At 60.6% G+C, this 25,358-nt stretch carries 26 protein-coding genes and 1 tRNA gene; 20 read left to right on the plus strand and 7 right to left on the minus strand.

Annotation, left to right across the window (positions count from 1 at the left end):
- Positions 1-46: 46 nt before the first annotated feature.
- From C8D72_RS17785 to C8D72_RS15950, 4 genes are all read right to left on the minus strand, one after another.
- Positions 47-181 carry a hypothetical protein gene (locus C8D72_RS17785; protein WP_281271632.1) on the minus strand — a complete coding sequence of 45 codons (135 nt, stop codon included), beginning with the start codon at positions 179-181 and terminating at the stop codon, positions 47-49.
- A gap of 186 nt (positions 182-367) precedes the next feature.
- Positions 368-1,381, minus strand: coding sequence for an acyltransferase family protein (locus tag C8D72_RS15940; RefSeq protein WP_170140632.1), 1,014 nt, complete (start codon positions 1,379-1,381; stop codon positions 368-370).
- 341 nt (positions 1,382-1,722) lie between these two features.
- A complete protein-coding gene (locus C8D72_RS15945; RefSeq protein ID WP_245955305.1) occupies positions 1,723-2,454 on the minus strand; it encodes a Crp/Fnr family transcriptional regulator in 732 nt (243 codons plus the stop codon).
- A 124-nt stretch (positions 2,455-2,578) separates the two neighbouring features.
- Positions 2,579-2,666, minus strand: a tRNA-Leu gene (locus C8D72_RS15950).
- Between the two features lie 107 nt (positions 2,667-2,773).
- On the opposite strand from C8D72_RS15950, the gene queA reads away from it, so the two are divergent.
- From queA to secF, 5 genes are all read left to right on the plus strand, one after another.
- Positions 2,774-3,814 carry a tRNA preQ1(34) S-adenosylmethionine ribosyltransferase-isomerase QueA gene (queA, locus tag C8D72_RS15955; protein WP_115855458.1) on the plus strand — a complete coding sequence of 347 codons (1,041 nt, stop codon included), beginning with the start codon at positions 2,774-2,776 and terminating at the stop codon, positions 3,812-3,814.
- A 74-nt stretch (positions 3,815-3,888) separates the two neighbouring features.
- Positions 3,889-5,007 (plus strand): tRNA guanosine(34) transglycosylase Tgt, encoded by a 1,119-nt coding sequence (gene tgt, locus C8D72_RS15960; protein ID WP_425453301.1) that lies wholly within the window; start codon positions 3,889-3,891, stop codon positions 5,005-5,007.
- A 51-nt stretch (positions 5,008-5,058) separates the two neighbouring features.
- Entirely contained in the window at positions 5,059-5,397 is a 339-nt protein-coding gene (gene yajC, locus C8D72_RS15965) for a preprotein translocase subunit YajC (RefSeq protein WP_115855460.1), read from the plus strand.
- Positions 5,398-5,591: 194 nt separating this feature from the next.
- The gene (gene secD / locus C8D72_RS15970) at positions 5,592-7,436 is read left to right on the plus strand and encodes a protein translocase subunit SecD (protein ID WP_115855461.1); all 1,845 of its coding nucleotides are present in this window, start codon (positions 5,592-5,594) and stop codon (positions 7,434-7,436) included.
- Between the two features lie 12 nt (positions 7,437-7,448).
- Positions 7,449-8,357: a protein translocase subunit SecF gene (gene secF / locus C8D72_RS15975; RefSeq protein ID WP_115855462.1), complete on the plus strand. Its 909-nt coding sequence runs from the start codon at positions 7,449-7,451 to the stop codon at positions 8,355-8,357.
- A 93-nt stretch (positions 8,358-8,450) separates the two neighbouring features.
- On the opposite strand, the gene C8D72_RS15980 is transcribed toward secF, so the two are convergent.
- Positions 8,451-9,257: an inositol monophosphatase family protein gene (locus C8D72_RS15980; protein ID WP_115855463.1), complete on the minus strand. Its 807-nt coding sequence runs from the start codon at positions 9,255-9,257 to the stop codon at positions 8,451-8,453.
- Between the two features lie 277 nt (positions 9,258-9,534).
- On the opposite strand from C8D72_RS15980, the gene C8D72_RS15985 reads away from it, so the two are divergent.
- The 14 genes from C8D72_RS15985 to C8D72_RS16050 all read left to right on the plus strand — a co-directional run bounded on the left by C8D72_RS15985 (position 9,535) and on the right by C8D72_RS16050 (position 23,013).
- Positions 9,535-10,335 carry an RNA methyltransferase gene (locus C8D72_RS15985; protein ID WP_115855464.1) on the plus strand — a complete coding sequence of 267 codons (801 nt, stop codon included), beginning with the start codon at positions 9,535-9,537 and terminating at the stop codon, positions 10,333-10,335.
- A gap of 96 nt (positions 10,336-10,431) precedes the next feature.
- A complete protein-coding gene (gene iscR, locus C8D72_RS15990; protein WP_115855465.1) occupies positions 10,432-10,908 on the plus strand; it encodes a Fe-S cluster assembly transcriptional regulator IscR in 477 nt (158 codons plus the stop codon).
- Between the two features lie 51 nt (positions 10,909-10,959).
- Positions 10,960-12,117, plus strand: a complete 1,158-nt coding sequence (locus C8D72_RS15995; protein WP_115855466.1) for an aminotransferase class V-fold PLP-dependent enzyme — start codon at positions 10,960-10,962, stop codon at positions 12,115-12,117.
- Between the two features lie 53 nt (positions 12,118-12,170).
- A complete protein-coding gene (locus C8D72_RS16000) occupies positions 12,171-12,497 on the plus strand; it encodes a HesB/IscA family protein (RefSeq protein ID WP_115855517.1) in 327 nt (108 codons plus the stop codon).
- Positions 12,498-12,652: 155 nt separating this feature from the next.
- Positions 12,653-13,081, plus strand: coding sequence for a nucleoside-diphosphate kinase (ndk, locus tag C8D72_RS16005; RefSeq protein WP_115855467.1), 429 nt, complete (start codon positions 12,653-12,655; stop codon positions 13,079-13,081).
- A gap of 83 nt (positions 13,082-13,164) precedes the next feature.
- Positions 13,165-14,298, plus strand: a complete 1,134-nt coding sequence (rlmN, locus tag C8D72_RS16010) for a dual-specificity RNA methyltransferase RlmN (RefSeq protein WP_115855468.1) — start codon at positions 13,165-13,167, stop codon at positions 14,296-14,298.
- A gap of 157 nt (positions 14,299-14,455) precedes the next feature.
- Positions 14,456-15,112 carry a type IV pilus biogenesis/stability protein PilW gene (pilW, locus tag C8D72_RS16015; protein ID WP_245955306.1) on the plus strand — a complete coding sequence of 219 codons (657 nt, stop codon included), beginning with the start codon at positions 14,456-14,458 and terminating at the stop codon, positions 15,110-15,112.
- Between the two features lie 66 nt (positions 15,113-15,178).
- Positions 15,179-16,150, plus strand: coding sequence for a RodZ domain-containing protein (locus tag C8D72_RS16020; protein ID WP_115855470.1), 972 nt, complete (start codon positions 15,179-15,181; stop codon positions 16,148-16,150).
- Between the two features lie 6 nt (positions 16,151-16,156).
- Positions 16,157-17,269 (plus strand): flavodoxin-dependent (E)-4-hydroxy-3-methylbut-2-enyl-diphosphate synthase, encoded by a 1,113-nt coding sequence (gene ispG, locus C8D72_RS16025; RefSeq protein ID WP_115855471.1) that lies wholly within the window; start codon positions 16,157-16,159, stop codon positions 17,267-17,269.
- Positions 17,270-17,310: 41 nt separating this feature from the next.
- Positions 17,311-18,627, plus strand: coding sequence for a histidine--tRNA ligase (gene hisS, locus C8D72_RS16030; protein WP_115855472.1), 1,317 nt, complete (start codon positions 17,311-17,313; stop codon positions 18,625-18,627).
- Positions 18,628-18,686: 59 nt separating this feature from the next.
- Positions 18,687-19,355 (plus strand): YfgM family protein, encoded by a 669-nt coding sequence (locus C8D72_RS16035; protein ID WP_170140633.1) that lies wholly within the window; start codon positions 18,687-18,689, stop codon positions 19,353-19,355.
- Positions 19,352-20,569, plus strand: coding sequence for an outer membrane protein assembly factor BamB (gene bamB / locus C8D72_RS16040; RefSeq protein WP_245955307.1), 1,218 nt, complete (start codon positions 19,352-19,354; stop codon positions 20,567-20,569). The genes C8D72_RS16035 and bamB overlap by 4 nt, the downstream gene beginning before the upstream one ends.
- 205 nt (positions 20,570-20,774) lie before the next feature.
- Positions 20,775-22,178, plus strand: coding sequence for a ribosome biogenesis GTPase Der (gene der / locus C8D72_RS16045; RefSeq protein ID WP_115855474.1), 1,404 nt, complete (start codon positions 20,775-20,777; stop codon positions 22,176-22,178).
- Between the two features lie 127 nt (positions 22,179-22,305).
- Positions 22,306-23,013, plus strand: a complete 708-nt coding sequence (locus C8D72_RS16050; RefSeq protein ID WP_115855475.1) for a hypothetical protein — start codon at positions 22,306-22,308, stop codon at positions 23,011-23,013.
- 66 nt (positions 23,014-23,079) lie between these two features.
- On the opposite strand, the gene C8D72_RS16055 is transcribed toward C8D72_RS16050, so the two are convergent.
- Both C8D72_RS16055 and C8D72_RS16060 read right to left on the minus strand, forming a co-directional pair.
- Entirely contained in the window at positions 23,080-23,484 is a 405-nt protein-coding gene (locus C8D72_RS16055; RefSeq protein WP_147301557.1) for a hypothetical protein, read from the minus strand.
- A gap of 86 nt (positions 23,485-23,570) precedes the next feature.
- Positions 23,571-24,443: an ATP-binding protein gene (locus C8D72_RS16060; RefSeq protein ID WP_115855477.1), complete on the minus strand. Its 873-nt coding sequence runs from the start codon at positions 24,441-24,443 to the stop codon at positions 23,571-23,573.
- Positions 24,444-24,558: 115 nt separating this feature from the next.
- Here C8D72_RS16060 and C8D72_RS16065 point away from each other — a divergent pair, with 115 nt between their 5' ends.
- Positions 24,559-25,350, plus strand: a complete 792-nt coding sequence (locus C8D72_RS16065; RefSeq protein ID WP_115855478.1) for a M48 family metallopeptidase — start codon at positions 24,559-24,561, stop codon at positions 25,348-25,350.
- The last annotated feature ends 8 nt before the right edge of the window (positions 25,351-25,358 follow it).

Consider the following 25,358-nt stretch of genomic DNA (forward strand, 5'->3'; position numbering starts at 1 on the left):
ATGCGCCGTTGCGTCGTGCCGGATAACATGAGTACTGCGGCGCCCATCAGTGCCGAGAGCGTTTTTCCTCACACCAGCGTCGCAGTATCTTCCAGAGCACCATGACCAGTAGCGGGAAGAAGACAAGCGTCAGGATCGTGCCTGTCGTAATGAAAAAAAAGTGCAGTACGCCCTCACTCATGAGTGCTCCCCTTCAGGCCCCCGACAAGACATGACCGCAACACCTGTCCGGCCACATGAATGCCGATATTCTAGGGGCTTTCATGGTTCGTTGCACTTGCCTGCGAAGACCGACCTTTCTTTTTAAATCAAAACGCACATGGCCGACTCGAAAGTCGGCCATGTTGATGGGCAAATCACACTACCGTTATTTACTCGCGGGCACGCCAGCATTGCCGATCCGTTCCTCGGGCCGGGCAGGCGCCCTGCGACCGATCAACACATTGGCTGTAAACAACAGCGATACCAGCTTGCTGCGGTTATTCATCACGGCTGCCAGCGAACTGACGGCCAGAACAGCAAGAAAATAGATCGGGAAGACCATATCCGGATCGCCATGGACCACTCGAGTGAGAATAACGGGAACCACCCAGGTCACCGGAAAGTGCACAAGGAAAAGCACCAGAGAGTTGCGGCCAAACCACTCAAAGGGACGCAATACCGGAGCTGCCCATTTAAAGGTGACAACACGCAGCAGCACCAGGGTCATCGCCAGTGCCAGCACCATGGAAATGGGCTGATAGGCACCGCCGGTGGCAGCCATGCCGTGATAGGCCATGACATACCAGCCCACAAGCCCTGCCAGTGCCAGAGCAGCAAGCCAGCTGGTGCGCTCAATGAAGTGTTTGAAGGCTTCCAGATGATAACCCAGCACGCCCCCCAGAATAAAAAACGGCAGGTGGAACATGAAGCGATCGAATTCGGTGTCCTTCAGGACCAGATAGAGCGCCAGCGAACCCAGAAGAGACACACTCCAGTGCAACCTGAGTACAAAAAAGGCAATGACATAATAAAAGAAGATGTAATAGATAAACCACAAATAGGCCATGGGCTCAAAAAACAGCGAATGCCAGAATTCGACGACAGGCTTGCCGTTAAAATGAGCTCTATAAATAAACAGGCCATAGCAGATGATTGACCAGATCACATAGGGATAAAGAATGCCCGATAGTTTGCCCCTGAAATATTTTGCAGCCCCCTTGCGCATGGAACCCGCGACAAGAAGCCCTGAAAGCAGCATCAGTGCCGGCATTCTAAAGGGAGAAAAATAACCATTGATCTGGGTAAAGATGGGATCAAGGTCTTCAAACTTGAGCGACATCGAGTCGGCACTATGCAGATAAACCACCATGGTAATGGCAAGCCCCCTGAGGGCATCCATCCACCTTATACGACCCCTTGCAGAAGCCTTTGAAACATTTCCGCTGGCCATTACCTGATCCTCTGACAGATGACACTGGCAGAGGAATCTAATGTAATAATGGAATATAAATTATGCTGATTTGACAGTTTCAGCGAGTGTTAACGCTTGAGTATTAAAAATAAAACAATAGTGAGAGCCGGCACTACTTTTAAATACTGATATTTCTTTATTTTAGCACCAAATATCATGACAAAAACTAGACCCCGGTGCGCCGGCATGGGTTAATTTTTTAACACTCCGATAATTCATCACCTCTCTCTGCCCGCTCCTTCATGCTTCGCGGATGGCGCCGTGGTGTTTCAGGCACCAGTGCCTTTTGCCCGCATTCGAAGATAGCCTTCCCGAAAGTCAGCAAATGCCTTCAGTTTATCGACATCCGGAATGGTGATCTGGTGGCGATCACGATAAACCAGCGACTGGCTACGCAATGAGGAAAAAACCCGGCTGACATGAACCGGCGTCAACCCCATTAAATCCGCCAGCATCTGCTGTGACAGTGGCAGTCTGAATTCATCAAGAGCACCGGCATTGGTCTTGGCAAGACGACTTCGCATTTCACACAGAAAATGGGCCAGTTTGCTTTGTGCATTCCGGCGCCCCAGATTGACCATGCGCTCTACCAGCATGGACTGCTGAACGGCAGAAATGGCAAAAAAGGTGTTGGTCAACCGACTGGATTCCCTGAAGACATGATCCAGGTGGCAGTGCGGGAAACGGCAAAACGTGCAATCGGTGATGGCTTCAACGGTAGACTGGTGTGTCTCGGTGGCATATTCACGAAGACCAATGACATCACCTGGCATGTAGACATCCAGAATCATTCTGCTGCCATCTTCCAGCACGTAGCTGCTATAGGCCCAGCCCTGGCTTAGCACCGCCATCTCTTCGGCATGCTCGCCCTCACGCCATAGAAAACTGCCGTTTTCCATCTGCTCGGGAGATTTTTCAAGCGTACACAACAGCTCGATTTCCGAATCGGAGAGATCGGTAAAATACTGAAAATGTCGAACCATGCAGCTTTGATGGGACACCCGGCTCGCTCCTGTGATGAGTGTTTAAAACGGATGTAATAGACAAGGATACACGCCCTGCCGGGACAGGTTGCAAGGAAAGAGACAAAAGAAAGGATGGCGGCAGAAGGGACAGCAGAAAAGATGGTACCGGTGGTCGGACTCGAACCGACACGGAGGATTAGTCCGGCGGATTTTGAATCCGCTGCGTCTACCAATTTCGCCACACCGGCAGTGTTGCGCGATGCGTATTATACGAGTCGTGGCCAACACGTCAATGACGCAGGCCCGTAGCATCCGCTATCATGCCAGCCCTTTTCAACACCGACCCAGATAACCGATGCAGCGTGCCGACTTTCATTTTGACCTGCCCGATGAGCTGATTGCCCGTTACCCCAGCGACCAGCGCAGCGACTGCCGACTGCTGTGCGTCGATGGTGACAGCGGCCATCTTGAACATACCCGTTTCCCTGCGCTTCTGGAGCATCTGGCGCCGGGCGATCTGGTGGTATTCAACGACACTCGCGTTATCCCTGCTCGGCTATTCGGCCAGAAGGAGAGCGGCGGACGCGTGGAGATGCTGCTGGAACGCCCGCTGGATGCCCATCGCGGGCTGGCCCACCTGCGCGCCAGCAAGGCCCCCAGAATCGGTACACGCATCGAGTTTGAAGGCGATATCCATGCGGTGGTAGAAGGCCGTCGCGATGCCCTGTTCGAGCTGCACTTTGAAGGCGACACGCCGCTGGTCGCCCTTCTGGAAGCGCATGGCCACATGCCGCTGCCGCCCTATATCGAACGCGAGGACGAACATACCGATCGCGAGCGTTATCAGACCGTTTATGCCCGTCACGATGGCGCGGTCGCCGCCCCTACCGCCGGCCTCCACTTCGATGAGGCACTGCTTGAGGCGATGGAAAACCGGGGCATCGAGAAGGCATTCGTCACGCTGCACGTGGGTGCCGGAACCTTTCAGCCCGTTCGGGTCGACAATATCCTCGAACATCACATGCACAGTGAATGGATCGAGGTCAGCGATGCCACCGCACAGCAGGTGCGCGCGGCACAGGATCGCGGCAATCGCGTCATTGCGGTTGGTACCACCAGCGTGCGCTGCCTGGAAAGTGCCTGCCAGCACAGCACCAGCGGCCGAATTGAAGCCTTCAGTGGCGACACGGATATTTTCATCTATCCCGGCTATCAGTGGCAGTGCGTGGACAGCCTGGTCACTAACTTCCACCTGCCGGAATCGACGCTTTTGATGCTGGTGGCTTCTTTTGCAGGCCATGACCATGTCATGCAGGCCTATCAGGCAGCGGTCGATGAACGCTACGCCTTTTTCAGCTACGGCGACGCCATGTATCTCACCCGGCAGCGCGGCTGAACACACGCTACGCGTCACCTTGTATTGATGACTTTCAAGTACCGACAGGATCTTTCATGAGACAAGACTGCTTCATGCGCTTTGAGCGCATGGCAACCGATGGCCGCGCCCGCCGTGGGCGTCTGACCTTCCCGCGCGGCAGCGTTGAAACCCCCGCCTTCATGCCGGTAGGCACCTATGGCACGGTCAAGGGCATGACACCCAGGGATGTCGAGGCCACCGGCGCCGACATCATTCTGGGCAACACCTTTCACCTCTGGCTGCGGCCGGGCACCGAGGTGATCGAGGTCCACGGCGATCTGCACGACTTTGCCCAGTGGCACAAGCCGATTCTGACCGATTCGGGCGGCTTTCAGGTCTTTTCGCTAGGTGACATGAGAAAGATCACCGAAGCCGGCGTTCACTTCCGCTCACCGGTCGATGGCGCCAAAATCTTCATGGGGCCCGAAGAGTCGATGGCAGTACAGCGCTCGCTGGGCTCCGACATTGTCATGATCTTTGACGAGTGCACGCCCTACCCGGCCACGTTCGAAGAAGCCAAAACTTCGATGGAGCTGTCGCTTCGCTGGGCGCAGCGATCGCTGGATGCCCACGGTGACTCCCCTTCCGCCCTGTTTGGCATCATCCAGGGCGGCATGTATCGCGAGCTGCGCGAACGCTCGCTGGAAGGGCTCGAGCAGATCGGCTTTGACGGTCTGGCCATCGGCGGGCTATCGGTCGGTGAGCCCAAGGAAGAGATGATCAAGGTACTCGATTATCTGCCGGGTCTGATGCCGGACGACAAGCCGCGCTATCTAATGGGCGTGGGCCGGCCGGAGGATCTGGTCGAGGGCGTGCGCCGCGGCGTCGACATGTTCGACTGCGTCATGCCGACCCGTAACGCCCGCAACGGCCACCTTTTTACCTTTGACGGCGTCATCCGCATTCGCAACGCCACCCATCGCCATGACACGCGGCCGCTTGAAGAAGGCTGTGACTGCTACACCTGTCAGAACTTTTCACGCAGCTACCTTCATCACCTGGACCGCTGCGGCGAAATGCTGGGCGCACAGCTCAATACCATCCACAATCTGCGACATTATCAGCAGCTGATGAGTGGTTTGCGCGGGGCTATCGAAGCGGGTACATTGGCGGACTTCGTGGCAGCGTTCTATGCGCGCCGGGGCCTTGAGGTCCCGCCACTTGAGGCGTAAACGGCTTATAACAGAGCACCACTGAACAAGATCATTCCTAGAGGAAACCTCATGCTCGAGTACCTGATTCCGGCAGCCATGGCAGAAGGGGGCGCCGGCAGTGCCGGTGGCGCGGGTGCCATTGGTCAGATCGTCATGCTGGTCGGCTTTGTCCTGATTTTCTATTTCCTGCTCTGGCGCCCGCAGTCCAAGCGCGCCAAGGCACACAAGAAACTGATGTCAGAGCTTTCCAAAGGCGACGAAGTCACCATTAGCGGCGGCCTGATGGGGCGCCTGACCAAGGTCGGTGACGAATTCATCTCCCTGGAAATCGCTGAAGGTACTGAAGTCAACGTTCAGAAAAGCTCGGTTATCAGCGTACTGCCCAAGGGCACACTGAAATCGATCTGAACCCAGTGACGGCAGGCGACCGCCGCTGCCATCCCGGCGCGGTTGTTGCCTGCCTGCGATGTGCTGGCAGACAGCACGTCGTCTTTTGCCCGGGGCTCGTTCAGTGGTGATTGAACCATTGGCCGGGCCCTGTGGTCATTGGTACGACCCCAAAAGCGCTCTTTGAGCCACCAGCCAATCAGGACAGGGCCACGATGCTCAATCGTTATCCCCTCTGGAAGTATCTGCTGATACTCCTCGTGTTTATTGTGGGCGTTCTCTACGCACTGCCCAATCTGTACCCCAAGGACCCGGCCATCCAGATCAGCGCGGCCAGCAGCGGCACCACCGTCGACAGCAGCCAGATGGACCGTGTCGATCAGACACTCGAGCAGGCCGGCATCGCCGTCAAATCACGAGAGCTCGCCGACGGTACCGCACTGATACGACTGGAGAACGGCTCGCAGCAGTCCGCGGCTCGCGACATGGTCAGCCAGTCGCTGGGACAGGGCTATACCGTGGCGCTCAACCTGGCCGATTCGACGCCGCAGTGGCTGCAGGCCATTGGCGCCAAGCCCATGAATCTGGGGCTTGATCTACGCGGCGGCGTTCACTTCCTGCTGGAAGTCGACATGGACGCTGCCATCGACCAGCGTCTGGACGTCAACGCCAGCGCCATGCGTGAGGCACTGCGCAGCGAAGGCATTCGCTATCGCAATAACACCACCGGTGATAACGAAATCCGCTTCACCTTTGCCAACGCCGAGGATCGCAGCCAGGCGCGCGCACTGCTCAATCGTCAGTACAACGAGTTCACCTTCGCCAACGACGACGACGCAGGCCCGAGGCTCGAGATGACGCTGACCGACCAGGCCGTCAACGACATCCAGGACTACGCCGTCAATCAGAACCTCACGACGCTTCGCAACCGTGTCAACGAGCTGGGCGTGTCCGAACCGCTCGTGCAGCGCCAGGGTCCCAACCGCATCGTGGTAGAGCTGCCGGGCGTGCAGGACACGGCCGAGGCCAAGCGCATCGTGGGCGCCACGGCCAATCTCGAGTTCCGTCTCGAAGCCAGCGACAGCACCAGCGCCGATCAGCAGCAGGCGTTCGATTTCCGCAACGACAGTGGTCGTCGAGCCGCACTGGAGCGTGATGTCATCATTACCGGTGATCGCGTCTCCAGCGCCAGCACCTCCTTTGATGACAGCGGCCGCCCCCAGGTCAACATCAATCTTGATGGCCCGGGCGGCAGCCGCATGAACCGCGCCACGCGTGCCAATATCGGCCGCAACATGGCCGTGCTCTTCATCGAGCACAAGACTCGTACGCGCACCGTCACCCGCGACGGTGAACAGGTCGAGGAGCGCATGCCCTATACCGAGCGCGGCATCATCAGCCTGGCCACCATCCAGAGCGCGCTGGGCAATCAGTTCCGCATCACCGGTCTGGATTCACCGACCGAGGCACGCGAACTGTCGCTGCTGTTGCGTTCGGGCTCGCTGGCCGCGCCCATTTACTTCGCACAGGAGCGCACGATCGGGCCAAGCCTGGGGCAGCAGAACATCGATCGCGGCGTCATGTCGGTCATCGTGGGCCTGATTCTGGTGCTGGCGTTCATGATCGTGCGCTACAAGGGCTTCGGCCTGATCGCCAATCTGGCCCTGACGGTCAACCTGACGCTTCTGATCGCGGCCATGTCGGTACTGGGGGCCACCCTGACCCTGCCGGGCATTGCCGGTATCGTGTTGACACTGGGCATGGCGGTGGACGCCAACGTGCTGGTGTTTGAGCGCATACGCGAGGAGATGCGCAGTCGATCGATACAGCAGGCCATTCATACCGGCTATGAGCGCGCCTTTACCGCCATTCTGGATGCCAACATCACCACCCTGCTGGTGGCGGTCATCCTGTTCTCGATCGGTACCGGTCCCGTGAAGGGCTTTGCAGTGACGCTCTCGCTGGGCATTCTGACCTCGGTCTTTACCGCTGTCATGGTGAGCCGTGCCCTTACCAACCTTGTCGTAGGCGGCAAGTCGCTCAAGAAGCTGTGGATCTGAGGAGGCCGGCAAATGACGCAAATTGATTTCATGGGCAAGCGCAAGGCTGCCTACATCATCTCCATCCTGTTAACGGTCATCGCCCTCGGGGCGCTGGCCGTCAAGGGCCTGAGTCTGGGTCTTGATTTCACCGGCGGCACCCAGGTCGAGGTGAGCTACGCGCAGGCCCCCTCTCTGGACGAGGTTCGTGACGAACTCGGCGAGGCAGGCTTTGGCAATTACTCGGTGCAGACCTTTGGCGCCGATACCGACGTACTGGTGCGTCTGCAGCAGACCTTCGATGAAGGTATCGGCCAGCAGGTTCTCGGTGCCCTGCAGGCCCAGGGCGAGCAGGTCGAGCTGGTACGCGCCGAATATGTCGGCGCCCAGGTCGGCGATCAGCTTCGTGATCAGAGCGGACTGGGCATGCTGATTGCTCTGGGTGTGGTAGCGCTTTATGTGGCCTTTCGCTTCCAGTACAAGTTTGCCCTTGGCGCCCTGATCTCGCTGGGTCACGACGTGGTGATCCTGCTGGGCTTTTTTGCCCTGTTCGGCCTCGACTTCGACCTGACGGTACTGGCCGCGGTACTGGCGGTGATCGGTTATTCGCTCAACGACACCATCATCGTCTATGACCGCATCCGCGAAAACATACGACGTTCCCAGTCCAATGATCTGGTCAGGATCTTCAACGACGCCATCAACCAGACCCTGTCGCGTACGCTATCGACATCGGGCACCACCCTTCTGGTACTGCTGGCGCTGTTTTTCCTGGGTGGCGACATGATTCACAACTTCTCGCTGGCCCTGATCGTGGGCGTGGTACTGGGAACGTTCTCCTCCATCTATGTGGCGGCGGCCATGCTGCTGCTGGTCAGGCTGGAGCGAGAGGATCTGATCCCGGCCAAGCGTGAAAATGCTGCCGATGACGGCATGCCCTGAGGCCTGCCCCCTTCCGGCCAGCAAAAAGGCCCGCCTCCATGAGGCGGGCCTTTTTTACAGGTTTACAGGTCAACAACGATCAGGGCCCGGGGCTCAAAGCTCCGGCAGGTTGGCGTTACCCATCGTCTGCACCAGCTGCTTGAACAGGCGTGGCGAGGCCGCCATGAGCGCGCCTTCCACCTTGATCTGCGGATTGCCCCGTGGCGTGCCGGACAGCGCCCCACACTCCTTGAGTACCAGGCTGATGATGTGCATGTCCTGCTCATCCAGTCCCAGGATAAAGGCGGCATCCACATGGCCGGCACACAGCGCCAGCATGTCCAGCAGCGGACAGCCGGAGGCGCGCAGCATGTCCACGCGGCCACCCAGCTGGGTGCTCAGGATCTGCCAGGTCGAGAAGTAGCGCTCGCGCATCCAGCTCTCGGGAAGTCCCAGCGAGATACGGCTGCCATCAATGCTGGTGCGCGTCGGCACACGCATGCGACGGCCGTTGTAGTGGCCCCCTCGTCCGCGGCTGACCAGATACTCTTCATCGGTGAAGGGAGAAATGATGACGGCATGCTCGGGACGCCCCTTGTAAAGGCATACCATTGACAGCGCGCAGCCCGAGGTACCGGAGGCCAGATTGGCGTAGCCATGGAAGATCTCGATCTTCCAGTGATAATCACGTCCTTCACCCCGGCCTTCGTTCCAGCCGATGTAACGTCCCGACATGCCGTGTTCCGGGTACCCCTTGCCAAACTGCGAGGCAATCAGGGTTTCGGCGCGCTGGGCCGTCTCGCTGAGCAGCGTATCGAGCGTGTTGTCCTCACGGGCAATATCAAGTCGGTCGCGAACGCGAACGAACTGTTCCTGGGCGCCACGCAGCGCGCGCAGGGCAAACTGGACCATTGGATGCATGATCAATCCTCGAACCGAGTGCTGTTAAAGAGCGAAGGCGGGTCAGTAGCTGACAGAGTCAAACGCCGCCGGGGCGACATGCCATCAGGCGGTCACACCGGCGACGCGATAAATGAGTAATCTGAAAAAGCGGACTGCCCGGAAAAGTGGCCGACGATGCTAGCAGAGACGCCAGGAACTCGCCAGCGCTCAATCAGGACAGGAAGTGGCCGCACCATGTTAGAATCATACCTTCTACTGCCCAACGGCCCACGTTTTCTGTATCACGGCGATTTTCATGCTAGAGCGCATTCGTATTGTTCTGATTGGCACCAGCCATCCCGGTAATATCGGCGCCGCCGCGCGCGCCATGAAAACCATGGGGCTTGAGCAGCTCGCGCTGGTCGCGCCGCGCTGCGACGGCATCACCCCCGAGGCCATTGCCAGGGCCTCGGGCGCCGATGACATCCTCGAGCGTGCCACGCTGCATGACACGCTTGAGCCGGCGCTGACAGACTGCCGCTGGGTAGTGGGCGCCAGCGCACGCTCGCGACACCTGCCCTGGCCGCTGTGCTCACCGCGTGAGTTCTCCACCCGCCTGCCGGGAGAGATGCAGGGCCACGAAGGCACGGTCGCGCTGGTCTTTGGTCGCGAGGACAAGGGGCTGACCAACGAAGAGCTCCAGCGCTGCCATACGCATGTGCATATTCCGACATCGGCCGACTATAGTTCGCTCAATCTGGCGGCGGCCGTACAGGTACTGGCCTATGAATGCCGTCAGTCCTTTCTTTCTACCCAGGCCAGTACGTCCGACACCCTGCCCGGCTCGGCCTACACGTTCGGGGTGGAATGGGACAATCCGCTGGCCAGTCACGCCGACACCGAGCGCTTTTTTGAGCATCTTGAGCGCACCCTGATCGATATCGGCTTTCATGACCCCGGCAATCCGCGCCAGCTGATGGCCCGTCTGCGGCGGCTTTACATGAGAAGCCGGCTGGACGTCATGGAACTCAACATGCTGCGCGGCATCCTGACGCATGTGAATCGCCTGCAAAACGCCCCCGGCAAGCCCGCGGAGCGCGACGACACATCACAATGACAGCGCCGGATTTTCGAGCCTCTGCCCGTAATTGTTGACCAAATCTCTCGGGATTATCATAATCGGCAATTACTGTCATGCTGCGGAATCTGGATCATGCGTCTGACGACCAAGGGCCGCTACGCCGTTACAGCCATTCTCGATCTGGCCCTGCACGGTGACGGCTCGCCCATCAGCCTGGCCGATATTTCTACGCGTCAGGACATCTCGCTCTCCTATCTCGAGCAGCTTTTTGCCCGGCTGCGTCGTCAGGGCCTCGTGACCAGCGTTCGTGGTCCGGGCGGCGGCTATCTGCTGGCCAGAGCGCCCGGCGATATTTCTGTGGCCAGCATCATCGACGCGGTCAACGAATCCATTGATGCCACCCGCTGCCAGGGCACGGGCGACTGTCAGCAGGGCACGACCTGTCTGACCCACCATCTCTGGAGCGATCTGTCCGATGCCATACACGATTTTCTCGAGCGTATTACGCTTGAGGAGCTGATCCATCGTCACGAGGTTCAGCGCATCGCCAGTCAGCAACACGACAGCGCCAATCAGATTGCCGTGCTGCCGGTTGCCCATACGTCATAATGTCATTGTGCGTCGTGTTGATGGTCATGACGTTGGATAAAGGAAAACATCATGAGCACCATGCCTCTCTACCTTGACTACGCGGCCACGACCCCGGTCGACCCGCGTGTTGCCGAGGTCATGGCACGTCATCTCACGCTGGAAGGCACCTTTGCCAATCCGGCCTCACGCAGTCACATGTCGGGCTGGCTGGCCGAGCAGGCCGTCGAGACCGGCCGGCGTCAGGTCAGCGACCTGATCGGCGCCGACCCGCGCGAGATTGTCTGGACCTCGGGGGCAACCGAGGCCGACAACCTGGCGCTGATCGGCTACATGCGCGCCCATCGTGACCGCGGTCGTCATCTGATTACCTCCGCCATTGAACACAAGGCCGTGCTCGACAGCGCCGCCGCTCTTGAGCAGGAAGGCTTCGAGGTCACCCGCCTGATGCCGCACGCCGATGGCACGGTATCGCCCGAGGACCTGAAGGCCGCACTGCGCCCGGACACCGTTCTGGTCTCATTGATGGCGGTCAACAACGAGCTGGGCAGTATCAATGACCTGCAGGCGCTGGGCAGTATCGCGGCCGAGCATGGCGCGGCCTTCCATGTGGATGCCGCTCAGGCCGCCGGCCGGATCGAGCTGGACATGAGCGCCCTGCCCATCGACATGCTGTCGCTGTCTGCACACAAGGCCTACGGCCCCAAGGGTATCGGGGCCCTCTTTGTACGACGCGGCATCCGCATCGAGGCGCTGATTCACGGCGGCGGCCACGAGCGCGGCATGCGCTCCGGCACGTTGCCGACGCATCAGATTGCCGGCATGGGAAAGGCCTTTGCTCTGGCGCAAGACGAGCAGGCCAGCGACAACGCCCATCTTGAACAGCTTGGTCAACAGTTTCGACAGGGGCTTCGCCGGCTCGAGGGCACCTGGATCAATGCCGGGGGCGGCGAGCACGTGACCAATATCATCAATGTCGGCTTTGAAGGGGTCGACGGCGAGGCGCTGATCATGGCGCTACGCGGGCTGGCGGTGTCTACCGGCTCGGCCTGCAACTCGGCAAGCGTCGACCCCTCCTATGTCCTGACCGGCATTGGTTTGACACGCGAACAGGCGCTGGCCTCGATCCGCTTCAGTTTTGGCCGTTTCAGCCGGGTCGAAGAGATCGATCAGGCCCTTGAATCACTCTCGAACGCTCTGGGAAGCCTGCGTACCCGCCAGAGCGCCTGAGTATCGTTTATCATTTCGCGCGTTTGATGCGCATCACCGGGGAGGACAACATCATGGCCCGGATCTCGATTTCCGAAGCCGCCGCCCACCAGATCCGCCACGTGCTCGATGAGCGCGGCAGTGGCGAGGGACTGCGTGTGGCGGTCAAGCCAAGCGGCTGCTCGGGCTACAGCTATGTGCTCGACTTTGCCGACCACGTTGAGGCCGATGATCAGGTGTTCGAGGATCATGGCGTCAGGGTCATCGTGGATAGTGACGCCCTCTCTGTCCTTGACGGTACCGAGGTGGATTACGTCAGTGAAGGCCTTAACCGCTTCTTTCGCTTCAACAATCCCAATGTGCGCGATGAGTGCGGGTGCGGAGAAAGCTTCAGCGTCTGACCCGACGGTGACCACTGCGGATGCATGTTGCGCCGGCTATGGCTATAATGGCGCGATTTTTGCCGGAGCCGGCAGCTGTTAAAGCGGCTGCCGGCTCTGCGCTATCCTGAATCACGAATATCTTGAACTCATCACCCTGTCAGGAGCCCTTTAACATGGCCCAGGAACGTACTCTCTCCATCATCAAGCCGGACGCCGTTGCCAAGAACGCCGTTGGCGACATCATCTCTCGTTTCGAGAAAGCCGGTCTGCAGGTTGTGGCCTGCAAGATGGTCAGCCTGTCCCAGGAAAAGGCCGAGGGCTTTTACGCCGAGCACCGCGAGCGTCCCTTCTTCAACGATCTGGTCTCGTTCATGACTTCCGGTCCGGTCGTTGTTCAGGTCCTCGAAGGTGACAACGCCATCGCCAAGAACCGTGAGCTGATGGGCGCCACCGACCCGAAGAAGGCCGAAGCCGGCACCATTCGCGCCGATTTCGCCACTTCCATCGACGCCAACGCCGTTCACGGTTCCGATGCACCGGAATCCGCTCAGCGCGAAGTTTCCTATTTCTTCTCCGATGAAGAGATCTGCCCGCGCGGCTGATTGCCCGCTGCGCCCGGCCGTCATCTGCCCCCGGGGGCAGGTGGCGGCCTTCTTTCTCCCATGACACCAGCGAGCTCACTGCCATGACACAGACTGCCACGACGACGCCCGTCAATCTTCTGGGTCTTTCACGCAGCCAGATGGAACAGTTTTTCATTGATCAGGGCGAGAAGAAATTTCGCGCCGCCCAGGTCATGAAGTGGATCCATCATGAGGGTGTCGATGATTTCTCGCAGATGACCAATATTTCCAAGGCCCTGCGTGACAAGCTCTCACGCGTGGCCGAAATTCGTGGGCCGAAGGTGGTCTATGAAGGCCAGTCCAGCGATGGTACCCAGAAATGGGTGCTGGAAGTGGAAGATGGCAGCTTTGTGGAAACCGTCCTGATTCCATCCGAAAACGGCAGTCGACGCACGCTGTGCGTCTCCTCCCAGGTGGGCTGTTCACTGGACTGCAGTTTCTGTTCGACCGGCAAGCAGGGGTTTCAGCGCAACCTGACTGCCGCTGAAGTCATTGGCCAGCTCTGGGTGGCCCAGGCCAGCGCCGGTGGGCGCATGGGGCATGATGACGGCCGCCGCGCCGTGACCAACGTGGTCATGATGGGCATGGGCGAGCCGCTTTTGAACTACGACAATGTCGTGCCGGCCATGCACCTGATGCTCGATGACAACGGCTATGGCCTCTCCAAGCGCCGCGTCACCCTGTCGACCTCGGGCGTGGTCCCCATGATCGAAAAACTCGGCGATGAAATCGACGTGGCCCTGGCCATTTCGCTGCACGCCGCCAACGACGAGCTTCGCAACACCCTGGTGCCGCTCAACCGCAAGTACAACATTGCAACGCTGCTGGATTCTTGCCGGCGCTATCTGACCAAAAGCGATGGCACCCGCCATATCACCATCGAATACACCCTGATCAAGGACGTCAACGATCAGCGGGAACATGCCGAGCAGCTGGCCGAAGTGCTGGGGGATCTGCCCTGCAAGATCAATCTGATTCCCTTCAACCCTTTCCCGCATGCCGGCTATGAAAAGCCGTCACGCAATCAGGTAATGCGCTTTCAGACATGGCTTTACGAGCTGGGCCACAACGCCCCGGTACGCACGACGCGCGGTGACGACATCGATGCGGCCTGCGGACAGCTGGTGGGACGCGTCAAGGACCGCACCAAACGTGCCGAACGCTATATCAAGGCCGTCCAGCTCGACGCGTCATGATCGCTCTGCCAGGGACTGTCCGTCATCGGCTTGACTTGACGGAGTACCGGCGCTTTGATGGGCAACGCTATTGTTAATATTTGACAGATTCGGGCATGTTCATCACGTCAGGAAGTCGATGATTCACTTGCGCTGCACCCTCAGGATATCGCTGGTCATGATGACCCTGTTGCTCATGGTTGCAGCGCTTTCAGGCTGCGCCAGCCATGGCAGCAATGTAGCGTCTTCCGAGGAATCGCCGACCACGGCCTACACTCAGCTGGGTATGGCCTATCTGCAGCGCGATGATCTGGACCGCGCCCAGCAGGCCTTCGGGCGAGCCATCGACCTTTCTGCCAACGACCCCGAGGCCCTGCAGGGGCTTGCCCTGATCTACCAGCGCCAGGGCGAAACGGCCAGCGCCGATCAATATTTCCAGCGTGCCCTGAGCGCACGTCCCTCGTTTACCCAGGCACGCAACAATTACGCGGCGTTTCTGTTCAGCCAGAACCGTATCCCGCAGGCCTGTGAACAGCTTGAACAGGCCACCACGGATCTACGCTATGAACGCCGCGCCCAGCTTTTCACCAATCTGGGCCAGTGTCGCGAGCGTCAGGGCGACCATGGTGACGCGGCGGCGTCCTATCAGCGCGCCCTGCAGCTTGACGATCGCCAGCCCCGTGCATGGCTGGGGCTGGCCCGGGCCCAGTATCAACAGCAACAATCTGATGCCGCCCGCGCGTCTCTCGATCACTATATCCGGCTGGCCGGTCCCGATGACGAGAGTACACAGCTGTCTCAAAAGCTTTATGGCGGGGCGTCGCATGATGGGTAAGACTGCCTTACGTCAAACGCCGAAAAAGGAACACTTCGTGCCACGACCGAACAAGGAACATTTTGCATGAGCGAACAGCATGCCTCTTCCGCCGGGGAGCCGGGCGCCGGTGAAATGCTGCGCGAGGAACGCGAACGCCAGCGCCTGCATCTGGAAGATGCTGCCGAGCAGCTGAACCTGCGTCCGTCTCTGGTCGCGGACATGGAGCGTGACAACTTTGAGCAGATCCCGATACCGACGTATCGTCGGGGCTATCTGCGCGCTTACGCTCGCCTGCTGGGGATTGATGATCGAGCGGTCGTGGCCGCCTATGACCGTGTTCATGGCCGAAGTGATCTTGATGAGCGTCGCGTTGCCCCCATCAGCACCATCAAACCGCCCTCGCGCATGGGCGCTATCGCCTTTCGGGTGGCAACAGTGGTCGTGGTGGTCTTTCTGGCCGTCATGACACTGCTATGGTGGGAGGGCCGTGAAAGCTCGCCGGGTTATGGTGATGACAGCGCGATGACCGAGCCGAACACCACCCAGCAGGACAGCGCAGATGATCGCGATCTGCCGCCGGCGCCTGAAACACAACCCGCAGTTGATAACACATCCGCCGACAGCTCGGGTAACATGGCCGGCAGCGCGCCGGTCAATACCGCGCTCGCCGCTCGAGTCGCCGAAGGCGGCGACGGCATCGATGTCGAACCCGGCACCCTTCAGGTCGATACCCCTGAAGGGCGCAATGGTGCGACCGGGGGGCTGGTGGACACTGGCGGTGACGAGGCTTCGGAAACCGACCCGGCCAGCAGCGGTCGCAGTATGCAGATGAGCTTTGGCAGTGAGTCGTGGGTGGATGTTCGTGATGCCAACGGCACCACCGTATTGCGCGGCCTGCAGCAGAGTGGCACCACTGCCACGATCGAAGGCGTGCCGCCCTTTCGCCTGACAGTAGGCAATGCCAATCAGGTCACCATTGATTACAGAGGCGAACGCGTAGACATGTCCCAACACGCCGGCAGCAGCAACGTTGCCCGTTTTACCCTGGGGGAGTGATTTATCATGATTAGCCAGTCCCCGATCGTACGGCGCAAATCGCGCCAGATTCACGTCGGTAATGTACCCGTGGGTGGCGATGCCCCCATTTCCGTACAGAGCATGACCAATACCAATACGCTGGATGTCGATGCCACCGTCGAGCAGATCGAGCGTATTGCCGCCGCCGGTGGCGACATCGTGCGCGTGTCGGTGCCGGACATGGACTGCGCCGAGGCCTTCGGCAAGATCAAGCAGCGCACCTCGGTGCCGCTGGTGACCGACATCCATTTCGATTACCGCATCGCCCTGCGCGTGGCCGAGCTGGGTGCCGACTGCCTGCGCATCAACCCGGGCAACATCGGCAGGGAAGACCGCGTGCATGCCGTGGTTCAGTCCGCACGCGACAACGGCATCCCGATTCGCATCGGCGTTAATGCCGGCTCGCTGGAAAAGGATCTGCAGAAAAAGTACGGCGAGCCCACACCGGCCGCGCTGGTCGAATCGGCCATGCGCCACATCGACTATCTCGACCGCCTGGACTTCCAGGAGTACAAGATTTCGCTCAAGGCCAGCGATGTCTTCATGGCCGTTGACGCCTATCGACAGATTGCCGGTCAGATCGATCAGCCCCTGCACCTGGGCATCACTGAAGCCGGCGGCCTTCGCGGCGGCACGGTCAAGTCCTCGATCGGTCTGGGGGCGCTGTTGATGGATGGCATCGGCGATACCCTGCGAATCTCGCTGGCCGCGGACCCGGTCGAAGAGATCAAGGTCGGTTATGACATCCTCAAGAGCCTGAAGCTGCGCTCGCGGGGCATCAACTTTATCGCCTGCCCGAGCTGTTCGCGCCAGAACTTCGATGTCATCGGCACCATGAATCAGCTGGAAGAGCGTCTTGAAGACGTCATGACGCCGCTGAACGTGTCGGTCATCGGCTGTGTGGTCAACGGACCGGGCGAAGCGAAGGAAACCGATGTCGGCCTGACCGGCGGCAGCCCTGCCAACCTGATCTACATCGATGGCAAACCGGCCCAGAAGCTGCGCAATGACCATCTTGTCGACGATCTCGAAAAACTGATTCGGGAACGCGTGGCGCGCAAGGAAGCCGAAGAGCAGGATGTCATCACCCGCGCCTGAGGCCCGGGCGCCCTTTTTTGAAATGCAGCGATAAACGATCAATGTCCAGTAAATTACAGGCCATCCGAGGCATGAATGACCTGCTGCCCGAGCGCTCGCCGCTCTGGCAGTATTTCGAGCAGCACGTGCGCCAGCTCATGGCACAGTACGGCTATCTGGAAATGCGCACGCCGGTGCTCGAGCAGACGGCGCTGTTCAAGCGCTCCATCGGTGAGGTCACCGATATCGTCGAAAAGGAGATGTATACCTTTGACGATCGCAACGGTGACAGCCTCTCCCTGCGCCCGGAAGGTACGGCCTCCGTGGTGCGCGCCGCGATCGAAAACGGGCTGCTGCACAACCAGACCCAGCGGCTCTGGTATGCCGGCCCCATGTTTCGCCATGAGCGCCCCCAGAAGGGTCGCTATCGTCAGTTCCATCAGGTGGGCGTGGAGGTCTTCGGTCTTGAAGGGCCGGACATCGATACCGAGGTCATCGCCCTTTCTGCCCGCCTCTGGCAGGCGCTGGGCCTGATCGATCATGTGCAGCTCGAGATCAACTCGCTGGGCTCGCTCGAGGCACGTCATGCCTATCGCGCCACGCTGGTCGACTATTTCAACGCGCATCTGGAGCAGCTCGACGAGGATGCCCGCCGACGTCTGGACAGCAATCCGCTGCGCATTCTCGACAGCAAAAATCCCGATATGCAGGCCCTGATAGAGGCTGCACCGAAACTCATCGATCACCTTGACGAGGCTTCCGTTGCCCACTTCGAAGGTCTGAAGCAGCGTCTTGATGCGTTGGGTATCGAGTATGTGATCAACACGCGGCTGGTGCGCGGGCTGGACTACTACAGCCGTACGGTCTTTGAGTGGACCACCACGGCGCTGGGCAGCCAGGGTACCGTCTGTGCCGGCGGACGCTATGATGGTCTGGTCGAGCAGCTGGGCGGCAAGCCAACGCCGGCCGTCGGCTTTGCCATGGGCGTTGAGCGCCTGATCCTGCTGCTGGAAACCCTGGAACTGGTACCCGAAGCCGCCGAAGACATCCTCGACGTCTATCTGACGGGTCAGGGCGAAGGTGTCGACACGCAGCTGCTGGTACTGGGTGAAACCCTGCGCAGTCGCCTGCCCGGGCTTCGTGTCCAGGTACACTGCGGCGGTGGCAGCTTCAAGAGCCAGCTTAAAAAGGCCGACAGGAGTCGCGCCCGCTTTGCCGTCATGCTGGGTGAAGACGAGCTGGCAGCCGGCACGGCCGCCCTCAAGGATCTGCGCGGTGAAGAGCCCCAGCAGCAGCTGGATACCGCCTCGCTGGTCGATCGCCTGGCACGCTGGATGGATGAACGTCCGGCAGACAGTGGCCTTTCAACCCGACTTTAGCATTTTCTCGATTACCGGGCAGGGACCGTCATGAGACCGAACCTACAGGAGTGCCGCACGTGGCGGATCAGTTGAATATTCACGAAGAAGACGATCAGCTGGCGGCTGCCAAACGCTTCTGGCACAACTACGCCAAGCCGATTCTGGGCGGGATCATCATCGCGGGCGCCGGTCTGTTTGCCTGGCACTGGTGGCAGGACCATCAACAGGCGCAGTCCGAGGCTGCCTCGCTCCAGTACCAGCAGCTGATCCAGCTGACCTCCCGGGACAGCCTTGATGACAGCGGCCGCCAGGCCGCACAGAGCATCATTGATGCCATTCGTGATCAGCACGGCGGCACCCTGTATGCCGATCTGGCCGGCATGATCCAGGCCCGTCTGGCCGTGGAGGGCAATGACCTGCAGGCGGCCGAGCAGGCGCTGGACGATGTCCGCCAGAGCAGCGATCGCGACGAGATCCGGGCGCTGGCCGGCCTGGAACTGGCCCGCGTGCAGCTGGGTCAGGATAACGCCGACGGCGCACTTGAAACGCTAAACGGCCTGCAGCTGCCCGAGGCCATGGCCGCCCGCGGCGCCGACATTCGGGGTGACATCCAGCTGGCGCTGGGCAATACCGCCGAGGCGCGCAGCGCCTGGCAGGACGCGGTCAACCTGGCTCGTGAGCACGATCAGGAGCTCTCCGGGATACAACTCAAACTCGATGATCTGGCGCCTCAGGAGGCCTCATGAGCACGCTTGAAAACGGCTCTTCTTCACACACGGGCATCAAGCGACTCGCGCTGATGGCAAAACCGCTGGGCGCACTGCTGTGTGCGACCTCGCTTGTGGTACTGGCCGGCTGTTCGGGCAATGTCCAGACCGGCACCCAGCCCCGCGAGCTGACCAGCATCGATCAAAGCGTCAACGTCGAAGGACTCTGGTCGCGGGGCATCGGCTCGCTGACACGCGCCCGCTACCCGATCTCCCCGGCCATTTCGGGCGATACGATCTATGCCAGTGACGCCGAAGGCAACGTCAAGGCCATTAACCGTGGCAACGGTCAGATCGAGTGGGAAAAGCATCTGGACACACCCATCTCCAGCGGCCTGACCGCGGACAGCGGCCAGCTGTTTGCCGGCACCCGCAACGGTGAGGTCATTGTCTTCAGCGAAGACAACGGTGACATCGTCTGGCGCTCGCGCGTGTCCAGCGAAGTAATCGCGCCGCCGCAGCTCAACAGCGGCCAGCTCGTGGTGCAGAGCGTGGATGGTACCCTCACCGCACTGGATCGCTTTACCGGCGAGCAGCAGTGGCTGTATGCCTCCTCCCAGCCGGCCCTGACCCTGCGTGGCACCGGTGCCCCACGCACCATTGACCCGGTCTCCTTTGCCGGTTTTGCCAACGGCCGTCTGGCCGCCTTTGACAATCGCAGCGGTCAGCAGCTGTGGGATCTGCGCGTCGCCGTACCGCAGGGGCGTACCGAAGTCGAGCAGCTGGTGGATCTCGACGGCCAGCCGGTGCTGACCCAGGACGGCCGCCTGTTCGTGACCAGCTACAACGGCCGCGTCATGGCACTCGATGCCCGCAACGGTCAGCCGCTGTGGGACCGTGAGCAGTCCAGCTATCACACCCCGGTGCTGATTGGCGACTACCTCTTCACGGTCACGGCCGACAGCCACATCATGGCGATCGATGCCAACAACGGCCGCGTCATCTGGAACCAGGACGAACTGGAGGGCCGCTCGCTGAGCGCGCCGGTATTTGTCGATAACAAGCTGGTGGTCGGCGACTATCAGGGCTATCTGCACGTCATCGACGCCCAGAGCGGCGAGCAGGAAGGTCGCACCCGTCCGGGCGGTGACGGCATCAGCATCACACCGTTGACCGATGGGGAGCATGTCTTCGTGCTGACCAATGACGGTGAGCTGATCGCCTACTCCCTCGAGGAGATGGGCAACCGGTAAGCGGCTGTAACCACGCCGTCGTTACGGGCCTTTCGGTATTGAACCGGAAGGCCCGTTCGTTTATCGCCCGACCCGGCAGGGCGTACCACACATTTCGAATACCGACGTCTTTCGGGTTAGAATACCCATCATCATCAGGACGGACGGTATCAGCGCTGTCCTCTATCAAGCCGACAGCCCGCTCCCTCTATCGTGCAGGACCCTCATGAATCCCGTTATCGCACTCGTCGGCCGACCCAATGTCGGCAAATCCACGCTATTCAATCGTCTGACCCGCTCGCGTGATGCCATCGTTGCAGACTTTCCCGGACTGACCCGCGATCGCCACTACGGCAACGGTCAGGTGGGCGACAAGCCCTATACGGTCATCGATACCGGCGGTATCAGTGGCGATGAGATGGGGATTGATGCGGCCATGGCCGAACAGTCGCTGCTGGCCATCGACGAAGCCGACATCGTCTTTTTCATGGTGGATGCGCGCGCCGGCATCATGCCGGCCGATGAAGCCATCGCCAATCACCTGCGCGTCAATCAGAAAAAGACCTGGCTTGTGGTCAACAAGAGTGACGGCCTGCAGGAAGAGATCGCCACCGCCGATTTCTGGGCGCTGGGACTGGGCGACCCGCACGCCATTGCCGCCGCTCACGGGCGCAATGTCACTACCCTGATCGAGCATGTTCTTGAGCCCTTCCCCGAGGTCAGTGAAGAGACCCACCCGGATCTGGTCGCCAACGGCGTTCGCATCGGCGTGGTCGGGCGCCCCAACGTGGGCAAGTCCACGCTGGTCAACCGGCTGCTGGGCGAGGAGCGCGTGGTGGTCTTTGATGAGGCCGGCACCACCCGCGATGCCATCGAGATCCCCTTTGAGCGCCGCGGCAAGCCCTATGTCCTGATCGATACCGCCGGGGTGCGCCGCCGCAAGAACATAAGCCTTGCGGCAGAGAAGTTTTCGATCATCAAGACGCTGGACGCCATCAAGGAGTGCAACGTTGCCATCGTGGTCCTCGATGCCCGTACCGGGCTGGTCGAGCAGGACCTGCATCTGCTGGATTACGTGCTGACCACCGGGCGCGCGCTGGTGCTGGCGGTCAACAAGTGGGACGGCCTCGAGCAGGAAGCCCGCGAGAAGATGCGCTCTGACATCAAAAGGCGCCTCGGGTTTGCCGACTACGCCGACCTGCACTTCATCTCGGCGCTGCACGGCACCGCCGTGGGAGACCTTTACCCCTCCATCGAGCGCGCCTTCGCCTCGGCCACGGCACGCTGGTCCACCAACCGATTGACGACGCTGTTGCAGGACGCGGTCAGCGAGCATCAGCCGCCGCTGGTCAACGGCCGTCGCATCAAGCTGCGCATGGCGCATCAGGGCGGCGCCAATCCGCCCTTGATCGTGGTACACGGCAATCAGACCAATGCCCTGCCCGACGCCTACAAGCGCTTTTTGATCAATACCTTTCGCAAGGTGCTCAAGGTCAAGGGCACGCCGATTCGCTTTGAATTCCGCTCAGGCGACAACCCCTACGACAAGAACAGCGGCGACACCGACCGCGAAAAGGCCAAGGCCCGCCAGCTCTCGCGTACGAAGGAAGCGCGCAAGAACCGTCGCTGACCCGACAGCAATAAACGCCGGCCACCCATCAACCCGATTTTGTATGTCTCTCGATCAGGCGCCATACTCCGACATCAAAAGCATGTCATCCAACGTATGAGCAGGTTGAGAACAACAGGGAATCGGGATGGACAAGGTTTCACGCCGGGTCCGGCGGATGTGGGTGCTGCCGGTTATGGCGGTTCTGGTCAGCTGTGTGGCGCTACCCCAGGCCAGCTTCATGCTGGGACGGCTGGCGCTGCAGTCGATGGGCGTGGAAAACGTGCGTATCGGTCGCTGGGCAGTACCGGTGGACGCGCTGACGCTGGAACCCACGGCGATGGCCCGGGCCGGGCTTGATATGGCCGGCATGCCGGTCAGCCTCGATCTGCCGCTGTCTCTGACCCCACCGGACGCCGCGCCCGATGTGACACTGGCAGGCTACGCCTGGCGACTTGTGGTGCCGGGCGCCGAGCCGGTCACTGGCGACGTGAACGAGCCCGTGGCACTGCGCGGCGGCGAGCCGGCTACCCTGCATCTGCCGATCGAGCTGTTCCCCGACACGCCTGAACGCGAAGGCCCTGACTACGACCAACAACTGCTGGCACTGGCACAGCGTCTGGCCGGTCGTCAGCAGCTGCCGGCGGGCAGTACGCTTTCCCTGACACCCCGTCTGGATGGCCAGATGGCGCAGCTGATTCCGGCCCCGACCATTACGCTGGACATCGGCGATGGCGGCACACAGGACAGCGCCGCCACGCTTCCCACACCGCCGGAACGCGCCACACCTGCAGCCGACACAGCGCCGGCATCACCCGCCCCGACCGCCAGAGACCGTGACACCCTGCAGCCATGAAAAAACCGGCGCCAGAGCGCCGGTTTCCATGTTACCCAGAGATGTTATTCGATCTACCCAAAGATGTTATTCGATCGCGCTCAGGGTGCCCTCTCCCACCACCTCACCATCGGAAAGCCACTCGATGCGGTTGTCCCCTGTCATGCGGACCTGATAACAGGTGGTCTCGCCGCTGCCGTAGTCAAGACACATTCGATCATTTTCGATCGTGGATTGACCGGTATAGTCCTCGCCTTCGATGGTGCCATCGACGCGGTAGGCTTCACTGTATTGACTGCCGTCGGCCATGGCTCCGGTCACACGATGGCCCAGAATGTTGTCGCGAATGGCACTGCCAGAGAGACGTTCGCCCTGCTCGCTGCTCCGGGATTGCTGCTCGCTGTGGCTGTCGGAGGCGCCGGCCAGCACCGGCCCCGCCGCCATGCCGGTCAGCAGCAACATTCCCATAAACGCTTTTGTCATTGTTCTCATCGAATCACGCTCCATTGATCAAAGCATTCAGTGTGGCATCAACGAACGAACATGCTGACTCGGGACACGGCACTTTCAGCCCTGCTTTAGTCGACCCCGGCGTCCCCGAGGGTATTGTCGCGCCCGGTCCAGGCGATGGCGAACTGCCAGGCCGCGCGGCCACTGCGCACGCCCCGTGCCAGCGCAAAACGACGCGCCTCGGCGTCTGCCGCCTCATCGAACGTGCCCCCCAGATGCGTGACCCAGTGGGCGCAGGTCTCAAGATAGGTATCCTGATCGAAGGGATAGAACGACAGCCACAGCCCGAACCGGTCGGAGAGTGAAATCTTCTCCTCGACGGCGTCACCATGGTGAATTTCGCCGCCCACGACCTGCGTATTATTGTTGTCGGCCATGCTCTCCGGCAGCAGATGGCGCCGGTTGGAGGTGGCATAGAGCAACACATTGTCCGGCGGTCCAGTCAGGGTGCCATCCAGCACGCTCTTGAGTGCCTTGTAGGCGTCATCGCTGCCTTCAAAAGAGAGATCGTCACAGTAGACGACAAAGCGATAGTCGCTGCCCCTGAGCGCTTGCACCAGGGTGGGCAGCCCCACCAGATCGTGGCGGTCGACCTGAATCAGGCGCAGGCCCTCACCGGCCAGATCGTTGATCAGCGCCCGGATCAGCGAGGACTTGCCGGTCCCGCGGGCGCCCCACAGCAGCGCATGGTTGGCCGGTCGCCCGCGCAGGAAGGTACGGGTGTTCTCGACCAGCGCCGTTTTCTGGCTCTCGATGCCGATCAGCTCACTCACGCTGACGCTATCGCGCGGTGCCACCGGCGTCAGCCGTCCGCCCAGCGCATGGCGCTGCCAGAGCGCGGCCACATCGCGCGACCAGTCGATGGGGGCCTGCTCGGGCGGTAACAGCGGTTCCAGCCTGTCCAGCAGGTTCAGAAGGCGTGTGCTCAACTGCTCATTCATTCAGGGCTCCGCATCGGGTTATGCTGTCATGTGACAATGATCCCGCTATCCTGCCGTGCCCTTCTGGCACGCGTCCAGTCGGGTCCATCGACCATTTACAGGAGTGTTGCCGTTCATGATGCGCAAGTCCATGCTGAGCGCACTGGCTCTGAGCCTTGGCCTGAGTGCCTGCACCACCTCGCCGCTGGGACGCTCTCAGCTGTCGCTGTTTGACAGCAGCGAGATCGACCAGCAGGGCCAGCAGGCCTTCGAGGAGTATCGCCAGAATCACAAACAGGCCACCGGCCGTGATGGCCGCTATGTCACCTGCATTGCCGATGCCATCATCGACACGCTGCCCGAGGGCCAGGGACCGTCGAAATGGACCGTTGGGGTCTATCAGGATGAGGAACCCAACGCCTTTGCCCTGCCCGGCGGCTACGTCGTGATTAATACGGGCCTGATGAAGGTGGCAAAGGATCAGGACCAGATCGCCACGGTCGTCGGTCACGAGATGGCCCACGTGCTGGCCAATCATGCCAACGAGCGCACCTCGACCCAGTCCTTGACCAGTACCGGCGTGGGTGTGGTGCAGTCCGTGACGGGCAACAACGCACTGGCCCAGCTTCTGGGCGCCGGCGCCCAGTATGGCGTGCTGCTGCCCTACTCACGCCGCCAGGAGAGCGAAGCCGATCTACTGGGCCTGGATCTGATGGCACGGGCAGGTTTCGATCCGAAGGCCAGTATTGCGCTGTGGCAGAACATGGCCAGCGCCGGCGGCGGTCAGCCCCCGGAGTGGGTCTCGACCCACCCCAACAGCGGCGAGCGCAGCGAGGCGCTCAAGGGTCGCATGCAAAGCGCGGTTCAGCTCTCTGAGCAGGCACGCGCGACCGGCCACACCCCCAGCTGCGGCAACATCAGCTCCTGACCCTGCCG

Source organism: Kushneria indalinina DSM 14324 (assembly GCF_003385845.1).
In the GTDB taxonomy this organism is placed as follows: domain Bacteria; phylum Pseudomonadota; class Gammaproteobacteria; order Pseudomonadales; family Halomonadaceae; genus Kushneria; species Kushneria indalinina.

Coding starts and splice junctions, on each gene's coding strand:
- C8D72_RS17785 (WP_281271632.1), bottom strand. CDS start 181: ATGAGTGAGGGCGTACTGCACTTTTTTTTCATTACGACAGGCACGATC.
- C8D72_RS15940 (WP_170140632.1), bottom strand. CDS start 1,381: ATGGATGCCCTCAGGGGGCTTGCCATTACCATGGTGGTTTATCTGCAT.
- queA (WP_115855458.1), top strand. CDS start 2,774: ATGCAGCGTGCCGACTTTCATTTTGACCTGCCCGATGAGCTGATTGCC.
- tgt (WP_425453301.1), top strand. CDS start 3,889: ATGCGCTTTGAGCGCATGGCAACCGATGGCCGCGCCCGCCGTGGGCGT.
- yajC (WP_115855460.1), top strand. CDS start 5,059: ATGCTCGAGTACCTGATTCCGGCAGCCATGGCAGAAGGGGGCGCCGGC.
- secD (WP_115855461.1), top strand. CDS start 5,592: ATGCTCAATCGTTATCCCCTCTGGAAGTATCTGCTGATACTCCTCGTG.
- secF (WP_115855462.1), top strand. CDS start 7,449: ATGACGCAAATTGATTTCATGGGCAAGCGCAAGGCTGCCTACATCATC.
- C8D72_RS15980 (WP_115855463.1), bottom strand. CDS start 9,257: ATGCATCCAATGGTCCAGTTTGCCCTGCGCGCGCTGCGTGGCGCCCAG.
- C8D72_RS15985 (WP_115855464.1), top strand. CDS start 9,535: ATGCTAGAGCGCATTCGTATTGTTCTGATTGGCACCAGCCATCCCGGT.
- iscR (WP_115855465.1), top strand. CDS start 10,432: ATGCGTCTGACGACCAAGGGCCGCTACGCCGTTACAGCCATTCTCGAT.
- C8D72_RS15995 (WP_115855466.1), top strand. CDS start 10,960: ATGAGCACCATGCCTCTCTACCTTGACTACGCGGCCACGACCCCGGTC.
- C8D72_RS16000 (WP_115855517.1), top strand. CDS start 12,171: ATGGCCCGGATCTCGATTTCCGAAGCCGCCGCCCACCAGATCCGCCAC.
- ndk (WP_115855467.1), top strand. CDS start 12,653: ATGGCCCAGGAACGTACTCTCTCCATCATCAAGCCGGACGCCGTTGCC.
- rlmN (WP_115855468.1), top strand. CDS start 13,165: ATGACACAGACTGCCACGACGACGCCCGTCAATCTTCTGGGTCTTTCA.
- pilW (WP_245955306.1), top strand. CDS start 14,456: ATGATGACCCTGTTGCTCATGGTTGCAGCGCTTTCAGGCTGCGCCAGC.
- C8D72_RS16020 (WP_115855470.1), top strand. CDS start 15,179: ATGAGCGAACAGCATGCCTCTTCCGCCGGGGAGCCGGGCGCCGGTGAA.
- ispG (WP_115855471.1), top strand. CDS start 16,157: ATGATTAGCCAGTCCCCGATCGTACGGCGCAAATCGCGCCAGATTCAC.
- hisS (WP_115855472.1), top strand. CDS start 17,311: ATGTCCAGTAAATTACAGGCCATCCGAGGCATGAATGACCTGCTGCCC.
- bamB (WP_245955307.1), top strand. CDS start 19,352: ATGAGCACGCTTGAAAACGGCTCTTCTTCACACACGGGCATCAAGCGA.
- der (WP_115855474.1), top strand. CDS start 20,775: ATGAATCCCGTTATCGCACTCGTCGGCCGACCCAATGTCGGCAAATCC.
- C8D72_RS16050 (WP_115855475.1), top strand. CDS start 22,306: ATGGACAAGGTTTCACGCCGGGTCCGGCGGATGTGGGTGCTGCCGGTT.
- C8D72_RS16055 (WP_147301557.1), bottom strand. CDS start 23,484: ATGAGAACAATGACAAAAGCGTTTATGGGAATGTTGCTGCTGACCGGC.
- C8D72_RS16060 (WP_115855477.1), bottom strand. CDS start 24,443: ATGAATGAGCAGTTGAGCACACGCCTTCTGAACCTGCTGGACAGGCTG.
- C8D72_RS16065 (WP_115855478.1), top strand. CDS start 24,559: ATGATGCGCAAGTCCATGCTGAGCGCACTGGCTCTGAGCCTTGGCCTG.